17 protein-coding genes and 1 tRNA gene are annotated in these 15,749 nt (G+C 65.2%); 6 read left to right on the forward strand and 12 right to left on the reverse strand.

All coding sequences use genetic code 11. The features are described 5' to 3' along the window. Positions 1-23 precede the first annotated feature (23 nt). Genes moaC through N5A93_RS00985 form a run of 4 tightly spaced genes read right to left on the reverse strand, consistent with a single transcriptional unit; the run spans position 24 to position 2,915 of the window. Positions 24-500 (reverse strand): cyclic pyranopterin monophosphate synthase MoaC, encoded by a 477-nt coding sequence (gene moaC / locus N5A93_RS00970; RefSeq protein WP_268953186.1) that lies wholly within the window; start codon positions 498-500, stop codon positions 24-26. Then, positions 500-1,318 carry an indole-3-glycerol phosphate synthase TrpC gene (gene trpC / locus N5A93_RS00975; RefSeq protein WP_268953187.1) on the reverse strand — a complete coding sequence of 273 codons (819 nt, stop codon included), beginning with the start codon at positions 1,316-1,318 and terminating at the stop codon, positions 500-502. Before trpC ends, moaC begins: the two co-directional genes overlap by 1 nt. Beyond that, positions 1,315-2,337, reverse strand: coding sequence for an anthranilate phosphoribosyltransferase (gene trpD, locus N5A93_RS00980; protein ID WP_268953188.1), 1,023 nt, complete (start codon positions 2,335-2,337; stop codon positions 1,315-1,317). The genes trpC and trpD overlap by 4 nt, the downstream gene beginning before the upstream one ends. Beyond that, a complete protein-coding gene (locus tag N5A93_RS00985) occupies positions 2,334-2,915 on the reverse strand; it encodes an anthranilate synthase component II (protein ID WP_268953189.1) in 582 nt (193 codons plus the stop codon). Before N5A93_RS00985 ends, trpD begins: the two co-directional genes overlap by 4 nt. A 125-nt stretch (positions 2,916-3,040) precedes the next feature. On the opposite strand from N5A93_RS00985, the gene N5A93_RS00990 reads away from it, so the two are divergent. Both N5A93_RS00990 and N5A93_RS00995 read left to right on the forward strand, forming a co-directional pair. After that, a complete protein-coding gene (locus N5A93_RS00990) occupies positions 3,041-4,633 on the forward strand; it encodes a divergent polysaccharide deacteylase family protein (RefSeq protein ID WP_268953190.1) in 1,593 nt (530 codons plus the stop codon). A gap of 105 nt (positions 4,634-4,738) precedes the next feature. Beyond that, a complete protein-coding gene (locus N5A93_RS00995; protein WP_268953191.1) occupies positions 4,739-5,233 on the forward strand; it encodes a hypothetical protein in 495 nt (164 codons plus the stop codon). 11 nt (positions 5,234-5,244) lie between these two features. Here N5A93_RS00995 and N5A93_RS01000 read toward each other — a convergent pair whose 3' ends face one another. The 8 genes from N5A93_RS01000 to fabI form a co-directional block, all read right to left on the reverse strand. Continuing rightward, positions 5,245-5,805: a pseudouridine synthase gene (locus N5A93_RS01000; protein WP_268953192.1), complete on the reverse strand. Its 561-nt coding sequence runs from the start codon at positions 5,803-5,805 to the stop codon at positions 5,245-5,247. 39 nt (positions 5,806-5,844) lie between these two features. Continuing rightward, positions 5,845-6,459, reverse strand: a complete 615-nt coding sequence (locus N5A93_RS01005) for a rhodanese-like domain-containing protein (RefSeq protein WP_268953193.1) — start codon at positions 6,457-6,459, stop codon at positions 5,845-5,847. A 93-nt stretch (positions 6,460-6,552) separates the two neighbouring features. Beyond that, positions 6,553-8,064: an anthranilate synthase component I gene (gene trpE / locus N5A93_RS01010; RefSeq protein WP_268953194.1), complete on the reverse strand. Its 1,512-nt coding sequence runs from the start codon at positions 8,062-8,064 to the stop codon at positions 6,553-6,555. A gap of 11 nt (positions 8,065-8,075) precedes the next feature. Continuing rightward, positions 8,076-9,917 (reverse strand): peptidyl-prolyl cis-trans isomerase, encoded by a 1,842-nt coding sequence (locus N5A93_RS01015; RefSeq protein WP_268953195.1) that lies wholly within the window; start codon positions 9,915-9,917, stop codon positions 8,076-8,078. A 44-nt stretch (positions 9,918-9,961) separates the two neighbouring features. Next, the gene (locus tag N5A93_RS01020; protein WP_268953196.1) at positions 9,962-11,167 is read right to left on the reverse strand and encodes an aminotransferase; all 1,206 of its coding nucleotides are present in this window, start codon (positions 11,165-11,167) and stop codon (positions 9,962-9,964) included. Between the two features lie 30 nt (positions 11,168-11,197). Beyond that, positions 11,198-11,698, reverse strand: a complete 501-nt coding sequence (gene gpt, locus N5A93_RS01025; RefSeq protein ID WP_268953197.1) for a xanthine phosphoribosyltransferase — start codon at positions 11,696-11,698, stop codon at positions 11,198-11,200. Between the two features lie 24 nt (positions 11,699-11,722). Then, the gene (locus N5A93_RS01030; protein ID WP_268953198.1) at positions 11,723-12,331 is read right to left on the reverse strand and encodes a LysE family translocator; all 609 of its coding nucleotides are present in this window, start codon (positions 12,329-12,331) and stop codon (positions 11,723-11,725) included. An 11-nt stretch (positions 12,332-12,342) separates the two neighbouring features. Continuing rightward, positions 12,343-13,149 (reverse strand): enoyl-ACP reductase FabI, encoded by an 807-nt coding sequence (gene fabI / locus N5A93_RS01035; protein WP_268953199.1) that lies wholly within the window; start codon positions 13,147-13,149, stop codon positions 12,343-12,345. Between the two features lie 161 nt (positions 13,150-13,310). Here fabI and pdxH point away from each other — a divergent pair, with 161 nt between their 5' ends. The 4 genes from pdxH (at position 13,311) to N5A93_RS01055 (ending at position 15,156) form a co-directional block, all read left to right on the forward strand. Next, complete coding sequence (gene pdxH, locus N5A93_RS01040) at positions 13,311-13,916, forward strand: pyridoxamine 5'-phosphate oxidase (RefSeq protein WP_268953492.1); 606 nt, start codon at positions 13,311-13,313, stop codon at positions 13,914-13,916. A gap of 125 nt (positions 13,917-14,041) precedes the next feature. Then, positions 14,042-14,581 (forward strand): cold-shock protein, encoded by a 540-nt coding sequence (locus N5A93_RS01045; protein ID WP_268953200.1) that lies wholly within the window; start codon positions 14,042-14,044, stop codon positions 14,579-14,581. 68 nt (positions 14,582-14,649) lie between these two features. Beyond that, positions 14,650-15,036 carry a DUF192 domain-containing protein gene (locus N5A93_RS01050; protein WP_328404131.1) on the forward strand — a complete coding sequence of 129 codons (387 nt, stop codon included), beginning with the start codon at positions 14,650-14,652 and terminating at the stop codon, positions 15,034-15,036. A gap of 43 nt (positions 15,037-15,079) precedes the next feature. Further along, positions 15,080-15,156, forward strand: a tRNA-Pro gene (locus N5A93_RS01055). Positions 15,157-15,749: the final 593 nt, after the last annotated feature.

Here is a 15,749-nt window from a genome sequence, read left to right on the forward strand (position 1 = left end):
TGAAGCGCGGCGCGCGCCGCCTGTCAGGCCTCGTAGCGGCCCGATGCGCCGCCATCCTTGAGCGTCACCCGGATACCGCCGATCTCCATCGCCTTGTCGATCGCCTTGACCATGTCATAGACGGTGAGCGCGGCGGTGCTGACGGCGGTGAGCGCCTCCATCTCGACGCCGGTCTGGCCGGTGGTCTTGACGGTGGCGGCGATGCGCACGCCCGGCAAATCGGGATCGAGGGTGAGATCCACCGCGACCCTGGTCACCGGCAGCGGATGGCAGAGGGGGATCAGATCGGGCGTCTTCTTGGCGCCCATGATCCCGGCGAGGCGGGCGACCGACAGCACGTCGCCCTTCTTGGCGCGGCCCTCGGAAATGGTGGCGAAGGTTGGCGCGGCCATGGTGACATGGCCTTCGGCCACCGCCACGCGCGCGGTCACGGCCTTGTCCGAGACATCGACCATATGGGCCTGGCCCGCGGCGTCGAAATGGGTGAGGCGGTCCGCCATCACATGCCCCCGGCGGTCAGCGGGTTGGCCAGCAGCGCGCGGGTCGCGTTGGCGACATCCTTCTCGCGCATCAGGGATTCGCCGATCAGGAAGCAGCGCGCGCCATACATCGCCATGTCCGACAGATCCTTGGGCGTGGACAGGCCGCTTTCGCAGATGATCATGCGCCCCTCGGGTACCAGTTTCGAGAGCTTGCGCGTGGTGTCGAGCGAGGTCTCGAAGGTGTTCAGATCGCGGTTGTTGATACCGATGAGCTGCGAGGAGAGCCGCTCGGCGCGTTCAAGTTCCTGCTGGTCATGCACTTCGATCAGCGCGTCCATGCCCCAGTCATGCGCCGCCGATTCCAGCTCGGCGGCCTGGCTGTCATCGACCGAGGCCATGATGATCAGGATGCAATCGGCGCCCCATGCGCGGGCCTCGGCCACCTGGTAGGGGTCATACATGAAATCCTTGCGCAGCACCGGCAGCGCGCAGGCGCTGCGCGCCATGCCAAGGAACTCGGGCGCGCCCTGGAAGCTGGGTGTGTCTGTCAGCACACTGAGGCAGGTCGCGCCGCCGGTTTCATAGGCCTCGGCCAGCGCGGCGGGGTCGAAATCTTCGCGGATAAGCCCCTTGGAGGGGCTGGCCTTCTTGATTTCGGCGATCAGCCCGTAGCCCTGTTTGCTGGCTTGCAGCAGCGCATCGGCGAAGGGGCGCACTGGATCGGCGTCGCGCGCGGCGGCCTCGATCTCGTCGAGGGGGCGTTCGGCCTTGGCGGCGGCGATCTCGTCCAGCTTGTAGGCTTTGATCTTGTCGAGGATGGTGGGCGTGGTGGTCATGCGGCCTCCGATGTGACTTTGGCCAGGGCTTCGATCTTGTTGAGCGCGCTGCCGCTGTCGATGCTTTCGGCGGCCTGGGCGACGCCTTCGCGCACATCGCCCGCATGGCCCGCCACCACCAGGGCGGCGGCGGCATTCAAAAGCACCGCGTCGCGATAGGCGCCGGGCTGGCCATTGAGCAGTGCCCGAAGGGCCTGCGCGTTCTGATCGGGCGTGCCGCCGAGGATATCCTCGAACGGATGCACCGGCAGGCCGAAATCCTCGGGATGCATTTCGATATCGGTGACGTAACCATTCTCGCCCAGCTGGGCAACCCAGGTCGTGCCGGTGATGGTCATTTCGTCGGTGCCGTCCGAGCCATGCACGAGCCAGGCGCGCTCGGAGCCGAGCTGCCCCAGGGTTTCGGCCATGGGGCGGATCAGGTCGCGCGCGAAGGCGCCGGTCAATTGCCGTTTCACGCCCGCCGGGTTGGTGAGCGGGCCGAGAATGTTGAAGATGGTGCGCGTGCCCAGTTCGGCGCGTACCGGCCCGACATGGGCCATGGCCGGGTGATGCATCGGCGCCATCATGAAGGCGATGCCGACGCGGGCCAGCGCCTTTTGGACCATTTCGGGGCCGACCATCACGTTGATGCCCATCTGCGTCAGCGCATCCGCGGCGCCCGATTTCGACGAGAGATTGCGGTTGCCATGCTTGGCCACGGGCACGCCCGCCCCCGCCACCACGAAGGCCGCGGCGGTCGAGATGTTGAGCGTTCCCTTGCCGTCGCCGCCGGTGCCGACGATGTCGATCGCCCCTTGAGGCGCGGTGACCTTGTTGCATTTGGCGCGCATCACCGCGGCGGCGGCGGCGAATTCATCCACCGTCTCGCCGCGCGTCCGCAGGGCCATCAGGAAGCCGCCCATCTGCGCGGGCGTGGCCTCGCCCTCGAACAGGCAGGCAAAGGCCTCTTCGGCCTCGTCGCGGGTCAGCGGGCGTTCGGCGGCGGCGCCGATCAGCGGTTTGAGGCGGTCGCTCATGCGGGTACCTTCATCAGGTCGAGAAAATTCCTGAGCAGTGCATGGCCGTGTTCGGATGCGATCGATTCAGGGTGGAACTGGACGCCGTGGATCGGCAGGGTGCGGTGTTGAAGCCCCATGATCGTGCCATCCTCGAGGGTGGCGGTGATGTCCAGCTCTTCGGGGCAGGTTTCGCGTTCGACCACCAGCGAATGATAGCGCGTCGCCTCGAAGGGCGAGGGCAGCCCGGAAAAGATGCCCGTGCCGGTGTGGTGCATCCGGCCCATCTTGCCGTGGACGATTTCGGAATGGCGCACGACCTTGCCGCCGAAAGCCTGGCCGATGGTCTGATGCCCGAGGCAAACGCCCAGGAGAGGTGTGCCCGTCTCGGCCGCGGCGGCGGTCAGGGCGAGGCAGATACCGGCTTGGTCGGGATCGCAGGGGCCGGGCGAGAGCAGGATGCCCGCCGGGTTCATCGCCATCGCCTGCTGCACATCCAGCGCGTCGTTGCGCTTCACCACAACCTCGGCGCCCAGTTCACCGACGTAATGCACCAGATTATAGGTGAAACTGTCGTAGTTATCTATCAGAAGCAGCATTTCGCCTGTCCTTGCGGCAATGGGGGCTGGAGCGCCTTGCGGGGGTCGGGCTATACATGTTCAGGCTTGCGCGGCACCGTCAAGGGGCGCATAGCTGGGAAACAGGGATTTAAGGGGGCAACGCAGTGGCAGGCGGGACTTTCTGGGGCTTTTTGACAGGAATCGTGGTCTCGGGCGCGGTGGCCGGGGCGGTCTCGCTGATGAGTCCGCCGCTCGGTGCGCGCGTCCCCGAGGCCACGGCGCTTGATGTGCCGGCGGGGTCGGAATTCAACCAGTCACGCGAGGATCGCGAGGCCGATCTGCCTGCGAATGAGCCCACGCCCGAAGCGGGTGGCGCGCCCAGGGTCGTGGCCCCGGAAGCCGATGATCTGAGCGCGCTGGACGATGCCGATACGGCGCCTGCCGGGCAGCCCGAGGCGGGCGGCGCCGAAGGGGCGCTTGACGCGCCGGACGCGGGCGATGCCGGCACCGGTGTCGCTGTCGAAAGCGAAAGCCCGGTTCTGCCAAGCCCGCAGGCGATGGTGCCCGATGCGCCGGCCGGCGAGGAGGAACTGTCGATCTCGACGGAGCCCGCGCAGCCGGTTCAGCCCTCGGTCGAGACCGAAAGCGGCGCGTTCCCCAGCCCTGAGACCGACCCCGCCGCCGGGGCCGCGCCCGAGGCTGAGGCCGTGCCCGAAACCGGGGCGGCGCCCGAAACGGAGCCAGCGCCCGAAACGGAGGCCGCCCCCGAGGAAGCGCAGATTCCCGAGGCCGCAAGCCCCGACGAGGCGGAGGCCGCGCCCGAGGTGATGGATGTGCCCGAGGCCCAAAGCCCTGACGAGGTCAGCCCCGGTACGGCCCAACCCCAAGACGTGCCGGAAGGCGGCGCAGATGCGCCAGAGGCGGGCGAGGACGAGGAAACGGCCCCCTCGGGGACGATCGAGAATATTGCCACAGGTGTCACGACCGATCGCCTGCCGTCACTGCGCGCCGCGCCTGAAGGTGAGGAACCCGATGCGCCCGATGCCACCGAAGACGGCGACTCCCCCGAGGCCGAGGACACGCGCCCGCCGCTGGAACGCTTTGCCGCGCCATTCGAGAATCCCGAGGGCAAGCCGCTGATGTCGATCGTGCTGATCGACGACGGTTCCGGCCCGGTCGGCCCCGAGGTTCTGGCGGATTTTCCCTATCCGGTCAGCCTTGCGGTGGATGCATCATGGGATGGGGCGTCGCAGCGCGCGCGGGTGTATCGCGCGGCGGGGCTGGAGGTGCTGGCGCTGGCCGATCTGCCTGACAATGCCACAGCGCGCGACACCGAGGTGGCGATGCAGTCCTTTCTGAGCGCGGTGCCCGAGGCGGTGGCGGTGATGGAGGCGCCGGGCGACGCGCTGCAATCCAATCGCGCCGCCAGCCAGCAATTGGCGGAAATCCTGCTGGATAGCGGTCATGGGCTGCTGATGTTTCCCGAGGGGCTGAACACGGCGCAGCAACTGGCGGCGAAGGCGGGCGTGCCATCGGCGGCGGTGTTCCGGGATTTCGACGATCAGGGGCAGGATGCCACGGTGATCCGGCGGTTCCTGGATCAGGCCGCGTTCCGGGCCGGGCAGGAAGAGAACGGGGTCATCATGGTCGGTCGTCTGCGCCCCGACACGATCAGCGCGCTGTTGCTCTGGGGGCTTCAGGACCGCGCCAGCCGGGTCGCGTTGGCGCCGGTCTCGGCGGTGCTGCTCGCTGAGTGATCGAGGCGCGATCCCTATGCGGGCATTGTCAATCGGTGATTCATCTATAACCTTGCCCTGGTGGGCCGTCTTTGGCGCGCGATATCACAGGTCAGGAGTATCAGTATGAAAATCGCAACGACTGCAATGGTTCTTATGATGAGCGCGGGCACGGCGCTGGCCGACATGAGCGTGCAACTGACCGGCGGATGGGATGGCAGGAAGGTCCCTGCGGGCCAGCATTGCGAGTTGCATGGCGGCAATGGCGCGACGCCGCCGATGCGCGTCTCGGGGATACCGGCGGGCGCGTCCTTCATCGTCGCCTATTTCAACGACAAGAGCTACAAGCCGCTGTCGCGCAATGGCGGGCATGGCACCATTGCCTTTCCGGTGCGCGGTGCTGTCAGTGACCTGCCGGCGGTGCCGGGGATGACCGCCAGCCTGCCGGGTGGTGCGCGGGTGGTCGCGGCGGCGAAATCCACCGGAAAATATGCCAGCCCCGGATATCTGCCGCCCTGTTCGGGCGGGCGCGGCAATCTTTACGTGGTGGATCTGAAGGCGATCGACGCGCAGGGCAAGGTGCTGAGCGAGATCCGCAGTTTCCCCATCGGCCGTTACTGACGCCGCAGCGTTCATGCGGGGCGGGGCGGGGCGTCGGCCCATGTGCCGGGCGCCAGCCCGTCAAGCGACCAGTCGCCGACGCGCCAGCGCACCAGTCTGAGCGTCGGATGGCCGACATGCGCGGTCATGCGCCGGACCTGACGGTTGCGCCCCTCGGAGATGATGATTTCGAGCCAGCAATCGGGCACCGATTTGCGAAACCGCACCGGCGGCGTGCGCGCCCAGAGGTCGGGCGTTTCGATGCGGCGCACCCGCGCCGGGCGCGTGGGGCCGTCCTTGAGGGTGATTCCGTCGCGCAGCGCCGAAATGGCGGCGTCATCGGGCAGCCCCTCGACCTGCACGAGATAGGTTTTCTCGGTTTTGAAACGGGGGCTTGAGATCCGCGCTTGAAGCTTGCCGTCATCGGTGAGGATCAGCAATCCCTCGCTGTCGCGGTCAAGCCGTCCGGCAGGATAGACGCCGGGCAGGTCGATATATTGCGACAGGGTCGTGCGTGGGCTGTTGGTGTTGCCGCTATCGGTGAATTGCGACAGCACGCCGAAGGGTTTGTTGAACAATATGAGCCGGGCCATGGCGCCCTGATGCCCGAGGGCGCCATGGCTGGCAAGGGCTTACTGATCGGCGGGCAGCAGCCCGTCGCGCAGCTTGTAGGTCCATTCGCCGCCGACGTTTTTCCAGCCGTTCACGGTGCGTTGCCCCGCGTCGGACTTGTCGCCCTCGAAACCATCCACGACGGTATAGGCGGGGGTTTCGACACCGGCCTCGGCCAGCGCATCGACGGCGCGGGCGCTGCGCGCGCCCGAGCGGCAGATGATCAGCACCGCCGAGGGGTCGTTGGCGGCGATGAAGCCCTTCATATCCTCAAGGAAATCAGGGTTGTCGATCATGCCATAGGCGTTTTTCTTGGCGTTGAACGGGTGGGCGGGATCGACCAGCTTGAAGGGGATATTCATATCGGTTTCGCTGGCGTAGCCGACGAACATGGTTTCCTCGGGACTGCGGATATCGACGAGGGCGACATCGTCGCGTGCTTCAAGCAGGGCAATCGATTCGGCGGCGGTGATGTAATGGCCTTTGGTGTTGATCTTCTTCTCGGGCAATTCGGCCTCGACAACGGAGGTCGAGATCATCGCACCGTGACTGTCGGCGAGTGTGCTCGCGGGCATGGCAAGGCTGAGGCCGAGTGCCAGTGCGGGCAGGGCCAGAAGGCGTGTGAAAGATGTCATGCGGTTTCCTTTTCCAGATATTCGCGTTTCGGAATGCGATATCCTGTCTAGCTGCGCAAGACCGCGCAATCCTTGACCTGAATCAAGGCGCGCTCAGGCGTTGCCGTCATCGCTGAAGCGCGCCGCATCCGCCGCCGCCCGGCGGATGGCGTTCGATTTATGGACGGTTTCCATGTACTCGGCCTCGGCGTCGCTGTCGAAGACCACGCCGCCGCCCGCCTGGATGTAAAGCTGCTCATCCTTGACCACGGCGGTGCGCAGCGCGATACAGACATCCATGTCGCCACCGGCGCTGAAATAGCCCACGCCGCCGCCATAGACGCCGCGCTTCTCGGGTTCGAGCTCGTCGATGATTTCCATCGCGCGCACCTTGGGCGCGCCCGACACCGTGCCTGCGGGCAGGCCCGCCAGAAGCGCGGAAAGCGCGTCCTGGTCCGGCGCCAGTTCGCCCACCACGTTCGATACGATATGCATGACGTGGCTGTAGCGCTCGATGATGAATTCCTCGGTCGGATGGACGCTGCCGATCCGGGCGACGCGCCCGACATCGTTGCGCCCCAGGTCGAGCAGCATGAGGTGCTCGGCCTGTTCCTTGGGATCGGCCAGAAGCTCGGCCTCGTTGGCGCGGTCCTCTTCGGGTGTCGCGCCGCGCGGGCGGGTACCGGCGATGGGGCGGATCGTGATCTCGCCGTCCATCACGCGCACGAGGATTTCGGGACTGGCGCCGATCACCTGGAAGCCGCCGAAATTGAAGTAGAACATGAAGGGCGACGGGTTGGTGCGCCGCAACGAGCGATAGAGCGCGAAGGGCGGCTGGCGGAAGGGCTGGGTCCAGCGCTGACTGGGCACGACCTGAAAGATGTCACCGGCGCGGATGTAGTCCTTGGCCTTCTCGACCGCCGCCTTGTAGCCTTCATGGGTGAAGTTCGACACCGGCAGCGCGTCTTCGCTGGCATCGCCAAGGTCGCGTGCCTGCCGGGGCAGGGCGCGGTCGAGGTCGCGCACCGCGTCCATCACCCGTTCTGCGGCCTGCGCATAGGCGGCGCGGGCCGATTGCCCCGAGCCAGCCCAGGCGGGCGCGACCACGATCACGTCGCCCTTCACGCCATCCAGCACCGCGACCACCGAGGGCCGCATCATCAGCGCGTCGGGCACGTTCAGCGGGTCGGGGTTGACGTCGGGCAGGTTCTCCACAAGCCGGATCATGTCATAGCCCAGATAGCCGAACAGACCGGCGCTGGCAGCGGGCAGGTCGTCGGGCAGTTCGATGCGGCTTTCGGCGATCAGCGCGCGCAGATTGTCGAGCGGGTGGCCGTCCTGGGGTTCGAAACCGTCGCTGTCATAGCGCGCCTGCCGGTTGATGCGGCTGGTGGTTCCCTGGCAGTGCCAGATCAGATCGGGTTTCATGCCGATGATCGAATAGCGCCCGCGGATTTCGCCGCCGGTGACGGATTCCAGGATGAAGGCATCACGCGCCGCGCCCGTCAGCTTGAGCATGAGCGACACCGGCGTGTCGAGATCGGCGGCGAGGCGGGCATAGACCACCTGGTTCTGGCCGGCCTCATAGCCCTTGGCGAATGTGTCGAACCCTGGTGTCAGTTCCACCGCTGCGCCCCTTACTGGAAGTTCGAATGAACGGCGTTGATCGCCTGCTGGTCGATCTCGATCCCGGCGCGCTGGCGGATGTCGGCGGCGAGCATCTGGTAGATGTCCTGCGCCAGCCCCGAGGCGGCCTGTTCTTGAAGCGCGCTGCGGAGCTGCTCGAGGTCGTCGCTGTCCGAGGCGGGCGGGCGGACCGCTTCGACACGGATGATGAAGACCTGCGCATCGCCTTCGAGCAGGGTGACATCACCGTTGTCCATGCCGAACACCGTTTCGATGAAGTCGCGTGGCGTTTCGGGCTGGAATCCCCGGCGCGTCAGCCCTTCGGCGGTGCGGGGCGAAAGGCCCAGATCGGCGAAATCGGCGCCGCTTTGCAGGTCATCGAGCTGGCCCTGGGCCTGCTCCTTGAGCGCCGCAACCGCGGCCTGATCGCGCCATCCGGCGCGCACCGCGTCGCGCACGGTTTCGAGTGGCTGGACCTCGGGCTCGACCACCTCTTCGAGGCGCATGGCGAAGATGCCGCCATCGCTCAGGTGAATGATCTCGGGATAATCATCCGTGGTGATCTGCGCCGCCGCTTCGCGGAATGCGTCATAGGCGCCGATGCCGTCGGTGATGCCGGGATGCCAGTCGATCGTGCCGCCCTGCATGTCGGTTTCGGCGACGAGGTCCTCGATCGTGGCGCCACCTGCCAGAAGGTCGTCGATGCGCCCCACGCTGTTGTCGATCACCCGGCGGGCGCGATCACCGGCCAGCGCGTCGCGCAGGGCCGGTTCTGCCTCCTCGAAGGTGGTTTCCTGCGCGGCAAGGACCGCGTTGACGCGAAACAGAGCCGGGCCGAGGTCGGTGTCGAGCGGACCCACCACATCGCCCGCCTCGGCGGCGAAGACCGGATCGGCCGCCGCGCGCAGATCGTCGCGCGCCACGTCGCCCAGGTCGACATCCGCAAGGTCGAGCCCGCGGTCTTCGACCAGGGTCTCGAAACCGGCTTCGCCGCTTTCGATCCGCTCCATCGCCGCTTCTGCTGCATTGATGTCGGAAAAGGCGAGACGTTCGACAAGCCGGCGCTCGGGCTGGCGGAATTCGTCGATCTGTTCGTCATAGGCTTCGCGCAGGGCCTGTTCATCCACCTCGACGCTGTCAATGATCATCTCGGGCGTCAGCAGCGCATAGGAGATGCGCTTGGTTTCGGGGGTGGTGAACTGCGGCAGGTTGCCTTGATGATAGTCGCGCAGCTCTTGTTCGGTGGGTTCGGGAAGGCCGGTTGCCAGATCGGCGCGCCCCAATGCTGCGTAGGTCACGTCGCGTTCCTCGCCCAGATAGGTCAGCAGCGTGTCCTTGTAGCCTTCCGGCATGGAGAGGCCGGACATTGCCGCGCTCTGGACAAGCGCGCGCGCGGTCTCGCGGCGCATGTCGTCCTCGAATTCGGATTCGCTGAGCCCGGCGCGATCCAGAGCGAATTGATAGGCCTCGCGGTCGAAATTGCCGTTCACGCCCTGAAAGGCCTCGATGTCGATGATCTGCTCGCGCAGGTTCTCGTCGCCGATCGAAATACCAAGTCGTCCGGTTTCGTGGTCGAAAGCGGCGGTGGCGACAAGTTGCGAGAGCACCCGGTCGGGAATGCCTTCTTCGCGCGCCTGCTGAAAGGTCATCGCCGCGCTGCGTTCGGCCTCGCGGGCGCGAATCTCGTTTTGCAGGGTGCGGGCGTAATCATCGACCCTGATCTCGGCGTCGCCGACCCGGCCCACATTGGAGACGGTGCCAGAGAAATTGGTCGCGCCAAAGCCCCCGAGACCGAGGATCAACAGACCCATCAGGATCCACACAAGCGTTCTCGAGATGCTTTTGGCTGCCATGCGGCCCCCTGTCAGACGGCTTGAAAGATAACGTTCGGGACTGTCTACGCGCTGGCCGTCTGAGGAGCAAGAGGCCAGCCAAGCCCTGCCAGCCGCGCAAACAGGCTGCCGATTTCGGTGCGGTCCACATTGGCGAAGGCGATGCGCAGTTCCTGCGCGCCCGCAGGGGCGCCGGCGGGCTGGAACATGGTGCCGGGCAACAGGAGTATACCGGCCTCCTGCACCAGTTTCCGCGCCAGTTCATCCGAGGCCATGGCGAAGGGATGGCGCAGATAGGCGAAATAGGCGCCGCAGCCCATCAATTCCCAGCCCTGCTTGGCGATGACGGGCATGTTGTCGTGGATCGCGGCGCGCCGGTCGAGGATCTCGGCGCGCTCGCCCGCCAGCCATTGGCCAAGGTTGCGCATCCCCCAGAGGGCCGCGATCTGGCCCAGCTGGTTGGGGCAGATGGTGACGCTGTCGAGGAACTTCTCGGCCTCGGCCAGACGCTCGGGCGCCGCAACCATGGCGCCGACGCGGTGGCCGGTCAGCCGGTAGGCCTTGGAAAAGGAATAAAGCTGGATCAGCGTGTCGCCCCAATCGGGATCGGTAAAAAGATCATGCGCCGCGCCGGGGCGGGCGTCGAAATCGCGGTAGGTCTCGTCGATCACCAGCGCGAGGCCGCGTTCCTTCGCCAGCATGTAGAAGGCGCGGACCAGGTCGGCGGGATATTCGACGCCGCCGGGGTTGTTGGGCGTGACCAGAACGATGGCGCGGGTGCGGGGTGTAATCCGGCGCGCGGCCTCGTCGGGATCGGGCAGAAGCGCGGCCCCCGCAGGCAGCGGCGCGGTGTGGACGCCGATCATGTCGAGCCACATCTTGTGGTTGAAATACCAAGGCGTCGGGAGGATCACCTCGTCGCCCTCGGCGCAGAGCGTGACCATGGCGGCGCAGAAAGCCTGGTTGCAGCCCGACGTGATGGCGACCTGTCCGCCCGATATGTCGCCCTCATAGGCGCGGCTCCATTGCGCGGCGAGTTCCGCGCGCAGATCGGGCCGGCCCAGGACCGGGCCGTAAAGATGCGCCTGCGGGTCCGAAAGCGCGGCCTCGGCGATCACCTGGCGCAGGGCGTCGGGTGGCGGGTCGAGGGGGGCTGCCTGACTGACATTGATCAGCGGGCGTTCGGGCGGGAATGTCACCCCTTCGAGCCAGCGGCGCGCCTCCATCACCGGAGGCGCAAAGGTGGTTGCGGTGCGGGGCAGGGTTGTCATGCGGGTCTCCGGTTGGGGCGTCTGATTCGTTCAGGTGCCGCGATAGGGTTCGACATATTGAAGCGCCATGTCCCACGGAAAGAAGATCCAGGTGTCCTGGCTGACCTCGGTCACGAAGGTATCGACCATGTCGCGCCCCATCGGCTTGGCGTAGACCGTCGCCACATGAGCCTTGGGCATCAGCTTGCGCACCACTTCGAGCGTGCGCCCGGTATCGACGAGGTCATCGACGATGAGCACGCCTTCGCCATCGCCGACCAATGCGCTGTCGGGCGATTTGATCACTTCGGCGGCGGACTGGGTCTGATGGTTGTAGGATTTGACGCTGATCGTATCGACGGCGCGGATATCGAGTTCGCGCGCGACGATCATCGCCGGGGCCATGCCGCCACGGGTGATCGCCACCACCGCGCGCCATTCGCCGTTCTCGGGGGCCACGTCCTGAAGCCGCCACGCGAGCGCGCGGGCATCGCGGTGAATCTGGTCCCAGCTGACGTGAAAGCCCTTTTCGTGCGGCAGGCGGTCGGTCATGAGAGCTATCCTTTCAGGCTGGCGTCAGGTGGCGATGCGCAGCGCCATCACCCCCAGCAGGGCGGCGGCGGCGCGGTCGAACACGGCTTTGCACTTGAGATAGACCACGCGGACGGCCGCGATTCCGAGGCCGACTGTCAGAAGGCTGTAGAACAGGATCTCGAGCGCCAGGTGATTGAGCAGCACCAGTGCCGCCTCTGCGCCGGTCGGCATGGCCGGAAAGACGGTGGTGAAGATCGCGGCGATGAACACCACAGCCTTGGGATTGGCAAGGTTGGTGACCAGCCCGAGGCGAAAGCCGCCGAGCCCGCCGGGCAGATCGGCCTGCGCGGGGCGGTCGGCCTGGCGCCAGAGCATGATGGCGAACCACGCAAGGTAAAGCCCGCCAGCGATCTTGAGCGCGACAAACGCCCAGGGCGCGACGGCGAAGATCGCGCTGAGACCCAGCACCGCCAGCAGGCTCCAGAGGGTCGCGCCGAAGGCCAGCCCGAGCCCGCAGAGAAACCCCGCGCGCCGCCCGGTGCCAAGCGCCGTGCGCAGCATCGCCAGAAGCGCGGGGCCAGGCGAGACCAGCGCGCCCATGATGGCCAGGTTGAAGGCCAGCAGGGCGGTGATGTCGATCATCTCCGGCATCGCCGTGCCGGTCAGGTCTTGTCGATGTCGGGCGCGTCCACGGCCTTCATGCCGACGACGTGATACCCGGCATCCACATGCAGGACCTCGCCCGTGGTGCCGCTGCCAAGATCGCTGAGCAGGTAGAGCGCGGATTTGCCGACATCCTCGATGGTGACGTTGCGGCGCAGCGGTGAATTGAGCTCGTTCCATTTCAGGATATAGCGGAAATCCCCGATGCCGCTGGCGGCCAATGTCCGGATCGGCCCGGCGCTGATGGCGTTGACGCGGATCCCGTCCTTGCCGAGGTCTTCGGCGAGGTACATCACGCTGGCCTCGAGCGCCGCCTTGGCAACGCCCATGACGTTGTAATGCGGCATGACCTGTTCGGCGCCGTAATAGGTCAGGGTCAGCATCGCGCCGCCTTCGGGCATGATCTTTTCGGCGCGCTGCGCAATGGCGGTGAAGGAATAGACAGAGATGTCCATCGTGTTGAGGAAATTGTCGCGGCTGGTATCGACATAGCGCCCGCGCAATTCGCTCTTGTCAGAGAAGCCGATGGCGTGAACGACGAAATCGAGCCCGCCCCATTCCTTTTCCAGATCGGCAAAGAGGGCCTCGACCGAATCCATGTCGCCGACATCGCAGGGCAGCACGATATTCGATCCCAGTTGCTCGGCCAGCGGGCCGACGCGTTTCTTCAGCGCCTCGCCCTGATAGGAAAACGCAAGTTCGGCACCCGCATCGGCGCAAGCCCTGGCGATGCCCCAGGCGATCGACTTGTCATTCGCAAGGCCCATGATAAGGCCGCGCTTTCCCGCCATCAGTGTATTTGACATTTCTTGACCTCGGCCCAACATGCATCTGAGGTTCCCTTTAGGCGATCGCCGGTATCGCATCAAGGGACAAGCGAATGACGCGAGGTTCCGCGTTGCCGGTGGTTGTGTCTGCGCCCATATGGGGCTAGGCGCCACGCGCCGAACAGAAACAGGCGGTAGAGCTGATGGACAGAACAGGAATATTCGCGGGTGATGACCCGTTCGCGATCGCGAGACAGTGGCTCGACGAGGCCACGAAGACCGAGGTCAACGACCCCAACGCGATGGCGCTGGCCACGGTGGATGCCGACGGTCTGCCCAATGTGCGCATGGTTCTGCTGAAAGAGATCAGCGCCGATGCGTTCTGGTTCTACACCAATTACCAGAGCGCGAAGGGGCGTGAACTTGAACAGTCGGGGCGGGCCGCGATGGTGCTGCACTGGAAGTCGCTGCGCCGACAGCTGCGCATTCGCGGCCACGTCACCCGCGAGGACGGTCCGGCCGCCGATGAGTATTTCGCCTCGCGTTCACTGAAAAGCCGTTTAGGGGCCTGGGCCTCGCACCAGTCCGAGCCGCTGGAATCGCGCGGGGCGCTGATGGCGCGGGTCGCGAAGATCACCGCGCAGAAGGGCACGAATCCGCCGAGGCCCGATTTCTGGGGTGGCTTTCGCGTCGAACCGGTGGAAATGGAGTTCTGGGCTGATGGGGCATTTCGCCTGCATGACAGGTTCGTCTGGCGCCGTGAAGGTCCTGAAAACCAATGGGAAATTCAACGTCTGAACCCTTGACGTTCACGTTTCGCAAAATGCAAGGCCCTGAATACAAATGGATTTTCTGCTTGCAACTGCGTGCAGATGTATCGCAAAACTTCGAGTAGTCTTGGGGGATAAAGACTGTTTTGGGTAGGAATGAAGTGACCAAAGAGAATGAAACAACGCGTAGGATAAAAGGACGTGTTAAGTGGTTTGATCCCGTAAAGGGTTTCGGTTTTGTCATCGCCGATGAGGGCGGTCCTGATATCTTGTTACACGCCAACGTATTGCGCAAGTTCGGGCAAAGTTCGGTCGCTGACCGTGCTGGCGTAGAGATCGACGTTCAGGATACCGATCGCGGTATCCAGGCTGTCGAAGTGCATGCCATCGAACCACCGGATGACAGTGAAGGCACTGGCCTTTCCGATCTCGACGAGATCGATCCGGAGGTGATCCGCGCCGCTCCGCTGGAGCCGGCGCGCGTCAAATGGTTCGACAAGGGAAAAGGATTTGGCTTTGCCAATACCTTTGGCCGGGACGAGGATGTCTTCGTCCATGTCGAGGTATTGCGCCGCTCGGGACTTGCTGATCTGCAACCCGGAGAGGCGCTGGCCATGCGTGTCATAGAAGGTAAGCGTGGCCGCATGGCCACGGAGGTGTGTGGATGGGAAATGGCAGTCAAGCAGCAATCCGAACCCTGATCGCCTGCGTCTTGTTGGTTTTCCTTGCAGCCCCGGTTTCGGCCGGTGGCGTCTGCAAGGCGGACCAGGTGACGCTGAGGGGCGATTGGGGGCAGGCGCGATTCACCGTCGAACTGGCCGATGATGCGCCGTCGCGCGCCAAGGGCCTGATGAATCGTGACAGGCTGGCGCGCAGCGCCGGGATGCTGTTCGTGTACCCGGCGCCCAAGCGGGTCGGGTTCTGGATGAAGGATACGCTGATTCCGCTCGACATGATCTTCATGGACGAGTCCGGCACGGTCCGGCGCATTCACCATAATGCGCAACCGCATGACCTGCGCCCCAAGATGGGCGGCGACGCAATTCAATATGTGCTCGAGATTAATGGTGGCCTCGCGCGCCAGATGGGCATTCTCGAAGGTAGCGAGATGCGCCATCCATCGGTCGCACAGGATCGCGCGGCATGGCCCTGTTAGGGGTTTTCAATTTCATATCGCCGGAGTAGACACAGGGCCGGTCCGGGGCGTAGCGCAGTCTGGTAGCGCACCTGTTTTGGGTACAGGGGGTCGTGAGTTCGAATCTCGCCGCCCCGACCAATCTTCTGTTCGGCGGTGTGCTGCGCGCGAATCCGGCGCCTGAGACGGTTTTTGCGCGCAAAGCGGCGCGTGCGGTGCCGACAGACCCGGTGAAAGACTCACCTTCAGCGCCGTGCGCCGCCGTCGATGTCATCCAAACGTTACATTTTTGTGCAGGGCGCGCGCGAGGCTGCGGCGGCTGTGCATCGTTGCGCGGAGCGTGGCCTGTGCCCGAGTCGGCGGCGTTCAGTGGCCGGACCGCTGCCTTGATCCGGCCAGCGGCGCTGGCGGCGGGGATGAGGAAACCACCCTAAGCACCTTGAATACGGATGCTTTCGCGGGGTGCTGTCAGCTCGGCGATGGCACGGGCGTCGCGGCGACCTCCGACGAAATGAATCACAGGGGGCTGACGCGGGGGCAGCCTCCGTGGAAGGTCAACATTATTTTTCCGAAAAATCGGCAAAAATTACGTTGACCCTCTATGGCAAGATACGTCAGATTGTGGAAGCCGGTGAGCAAGCCACAACATATAGTGTGCGGACGCCGGAATGGGACAGAACTCCGAAACACAACCCGGACGTGCCGGGATGGCTCTCTCGCGCCGTTTTTGTTTG

This window comes from Roseovarius salincola (assembly GCF_026891095.1).
In the GTDB taxonomy this organism is placed as follows: Bacteria; Pseudomonadota; Alphaproteobacteria; order Rhodobacterales; family Rhodobacteraceae; genus Roseovarius; species Roseovarius salincola.

Excerpts from the sequence above, each read along its gene's own strand:
- N5A93_RS01015 (WP_268953195.1), bottom strand. The coding sequence starts at position 9,917 with ATGGCAGCCAAAAGCATCTCGAGAACGCTTGTGTGGATCCTGATGGGT.
- trpD (WP_268953188.1), bottom strand. The coding sequence starts at position 2,337 with ATGAGCGACCGCCTCAAACCGCTGATCGGCGCCGCCGCCGAACGCCCG.
- N5A93_RS01005 (WP_268953193.1), bottom strand. The coding sequence starts at position 6,459 with ATGACATCTTTCACACGCCTTCTGGCCCTGCCCGCACTGGCACTCGGC.
- moaC (WP_268953186.1), bottom strand. The coding sequence starts at position 500 with ATGGCGGACCGCCTCACCCATTTCGACGCCGCGGGCCAGGCCCATATG.
- N5A93_RS01020 (WP_268953196.1), bottom strand. The coding sequence starts at position 11,167 with ATGACAACCCTGCCCCGCACCGCAACCACCTTTGCGCCTCCGGTGATG.
- fabI (WP_268953199.1), bottom strand. The coding sequence starts at position 13,149 with ATGTCAAATACACTGATGGCGGGAAAGCGCGGCCTTATCATGGGCCTT.
- trpC (WP_268953187.1), bottom strand. The coding sequence starts at position 1,318 with ATGACCACCACGCCCACCATCCTCGACAAGATCAAAGCCTACAAGCTG.
- N5A93_RS01030 (WP_268953198.1), bottom strand. The coding sequence starts at position 12,331 with ATGCCGGAGATGATCGACATCACCGCCCTGCTGGCCTTCAACCTGGCC.
- N5A93_RS00985 (WP_268953189.1), bottom strand. The coding sequence starts at position 2,915 with ATGCTGCTTCTGATAGATAACTACGACAGTTTCACCTATAATCTGGTG.
- N5A93_RS01000 (WP_268953192.1), bottom strand. The coding sequence starts at position 5,805 with ATGGCCCGGCTCATATTGTTCAACAAACCCTTCGGCGTGCTGTCGCAA.
- N5A93_RS00995 (WP_268953191.1), top strand. The coding sequence starts at position 4,739 with ATGAAAATCGCAACGACTGCAATGGTTCTTATGATGAGCGCGGGCACG.
- gpt (WP_268953197.1), bottom strand. The coding sequence starts at position 11,698 with ATGACCGACCGCCTGCCGCACGAAAAGGGCTTTCACGTCAGCTGGGAC.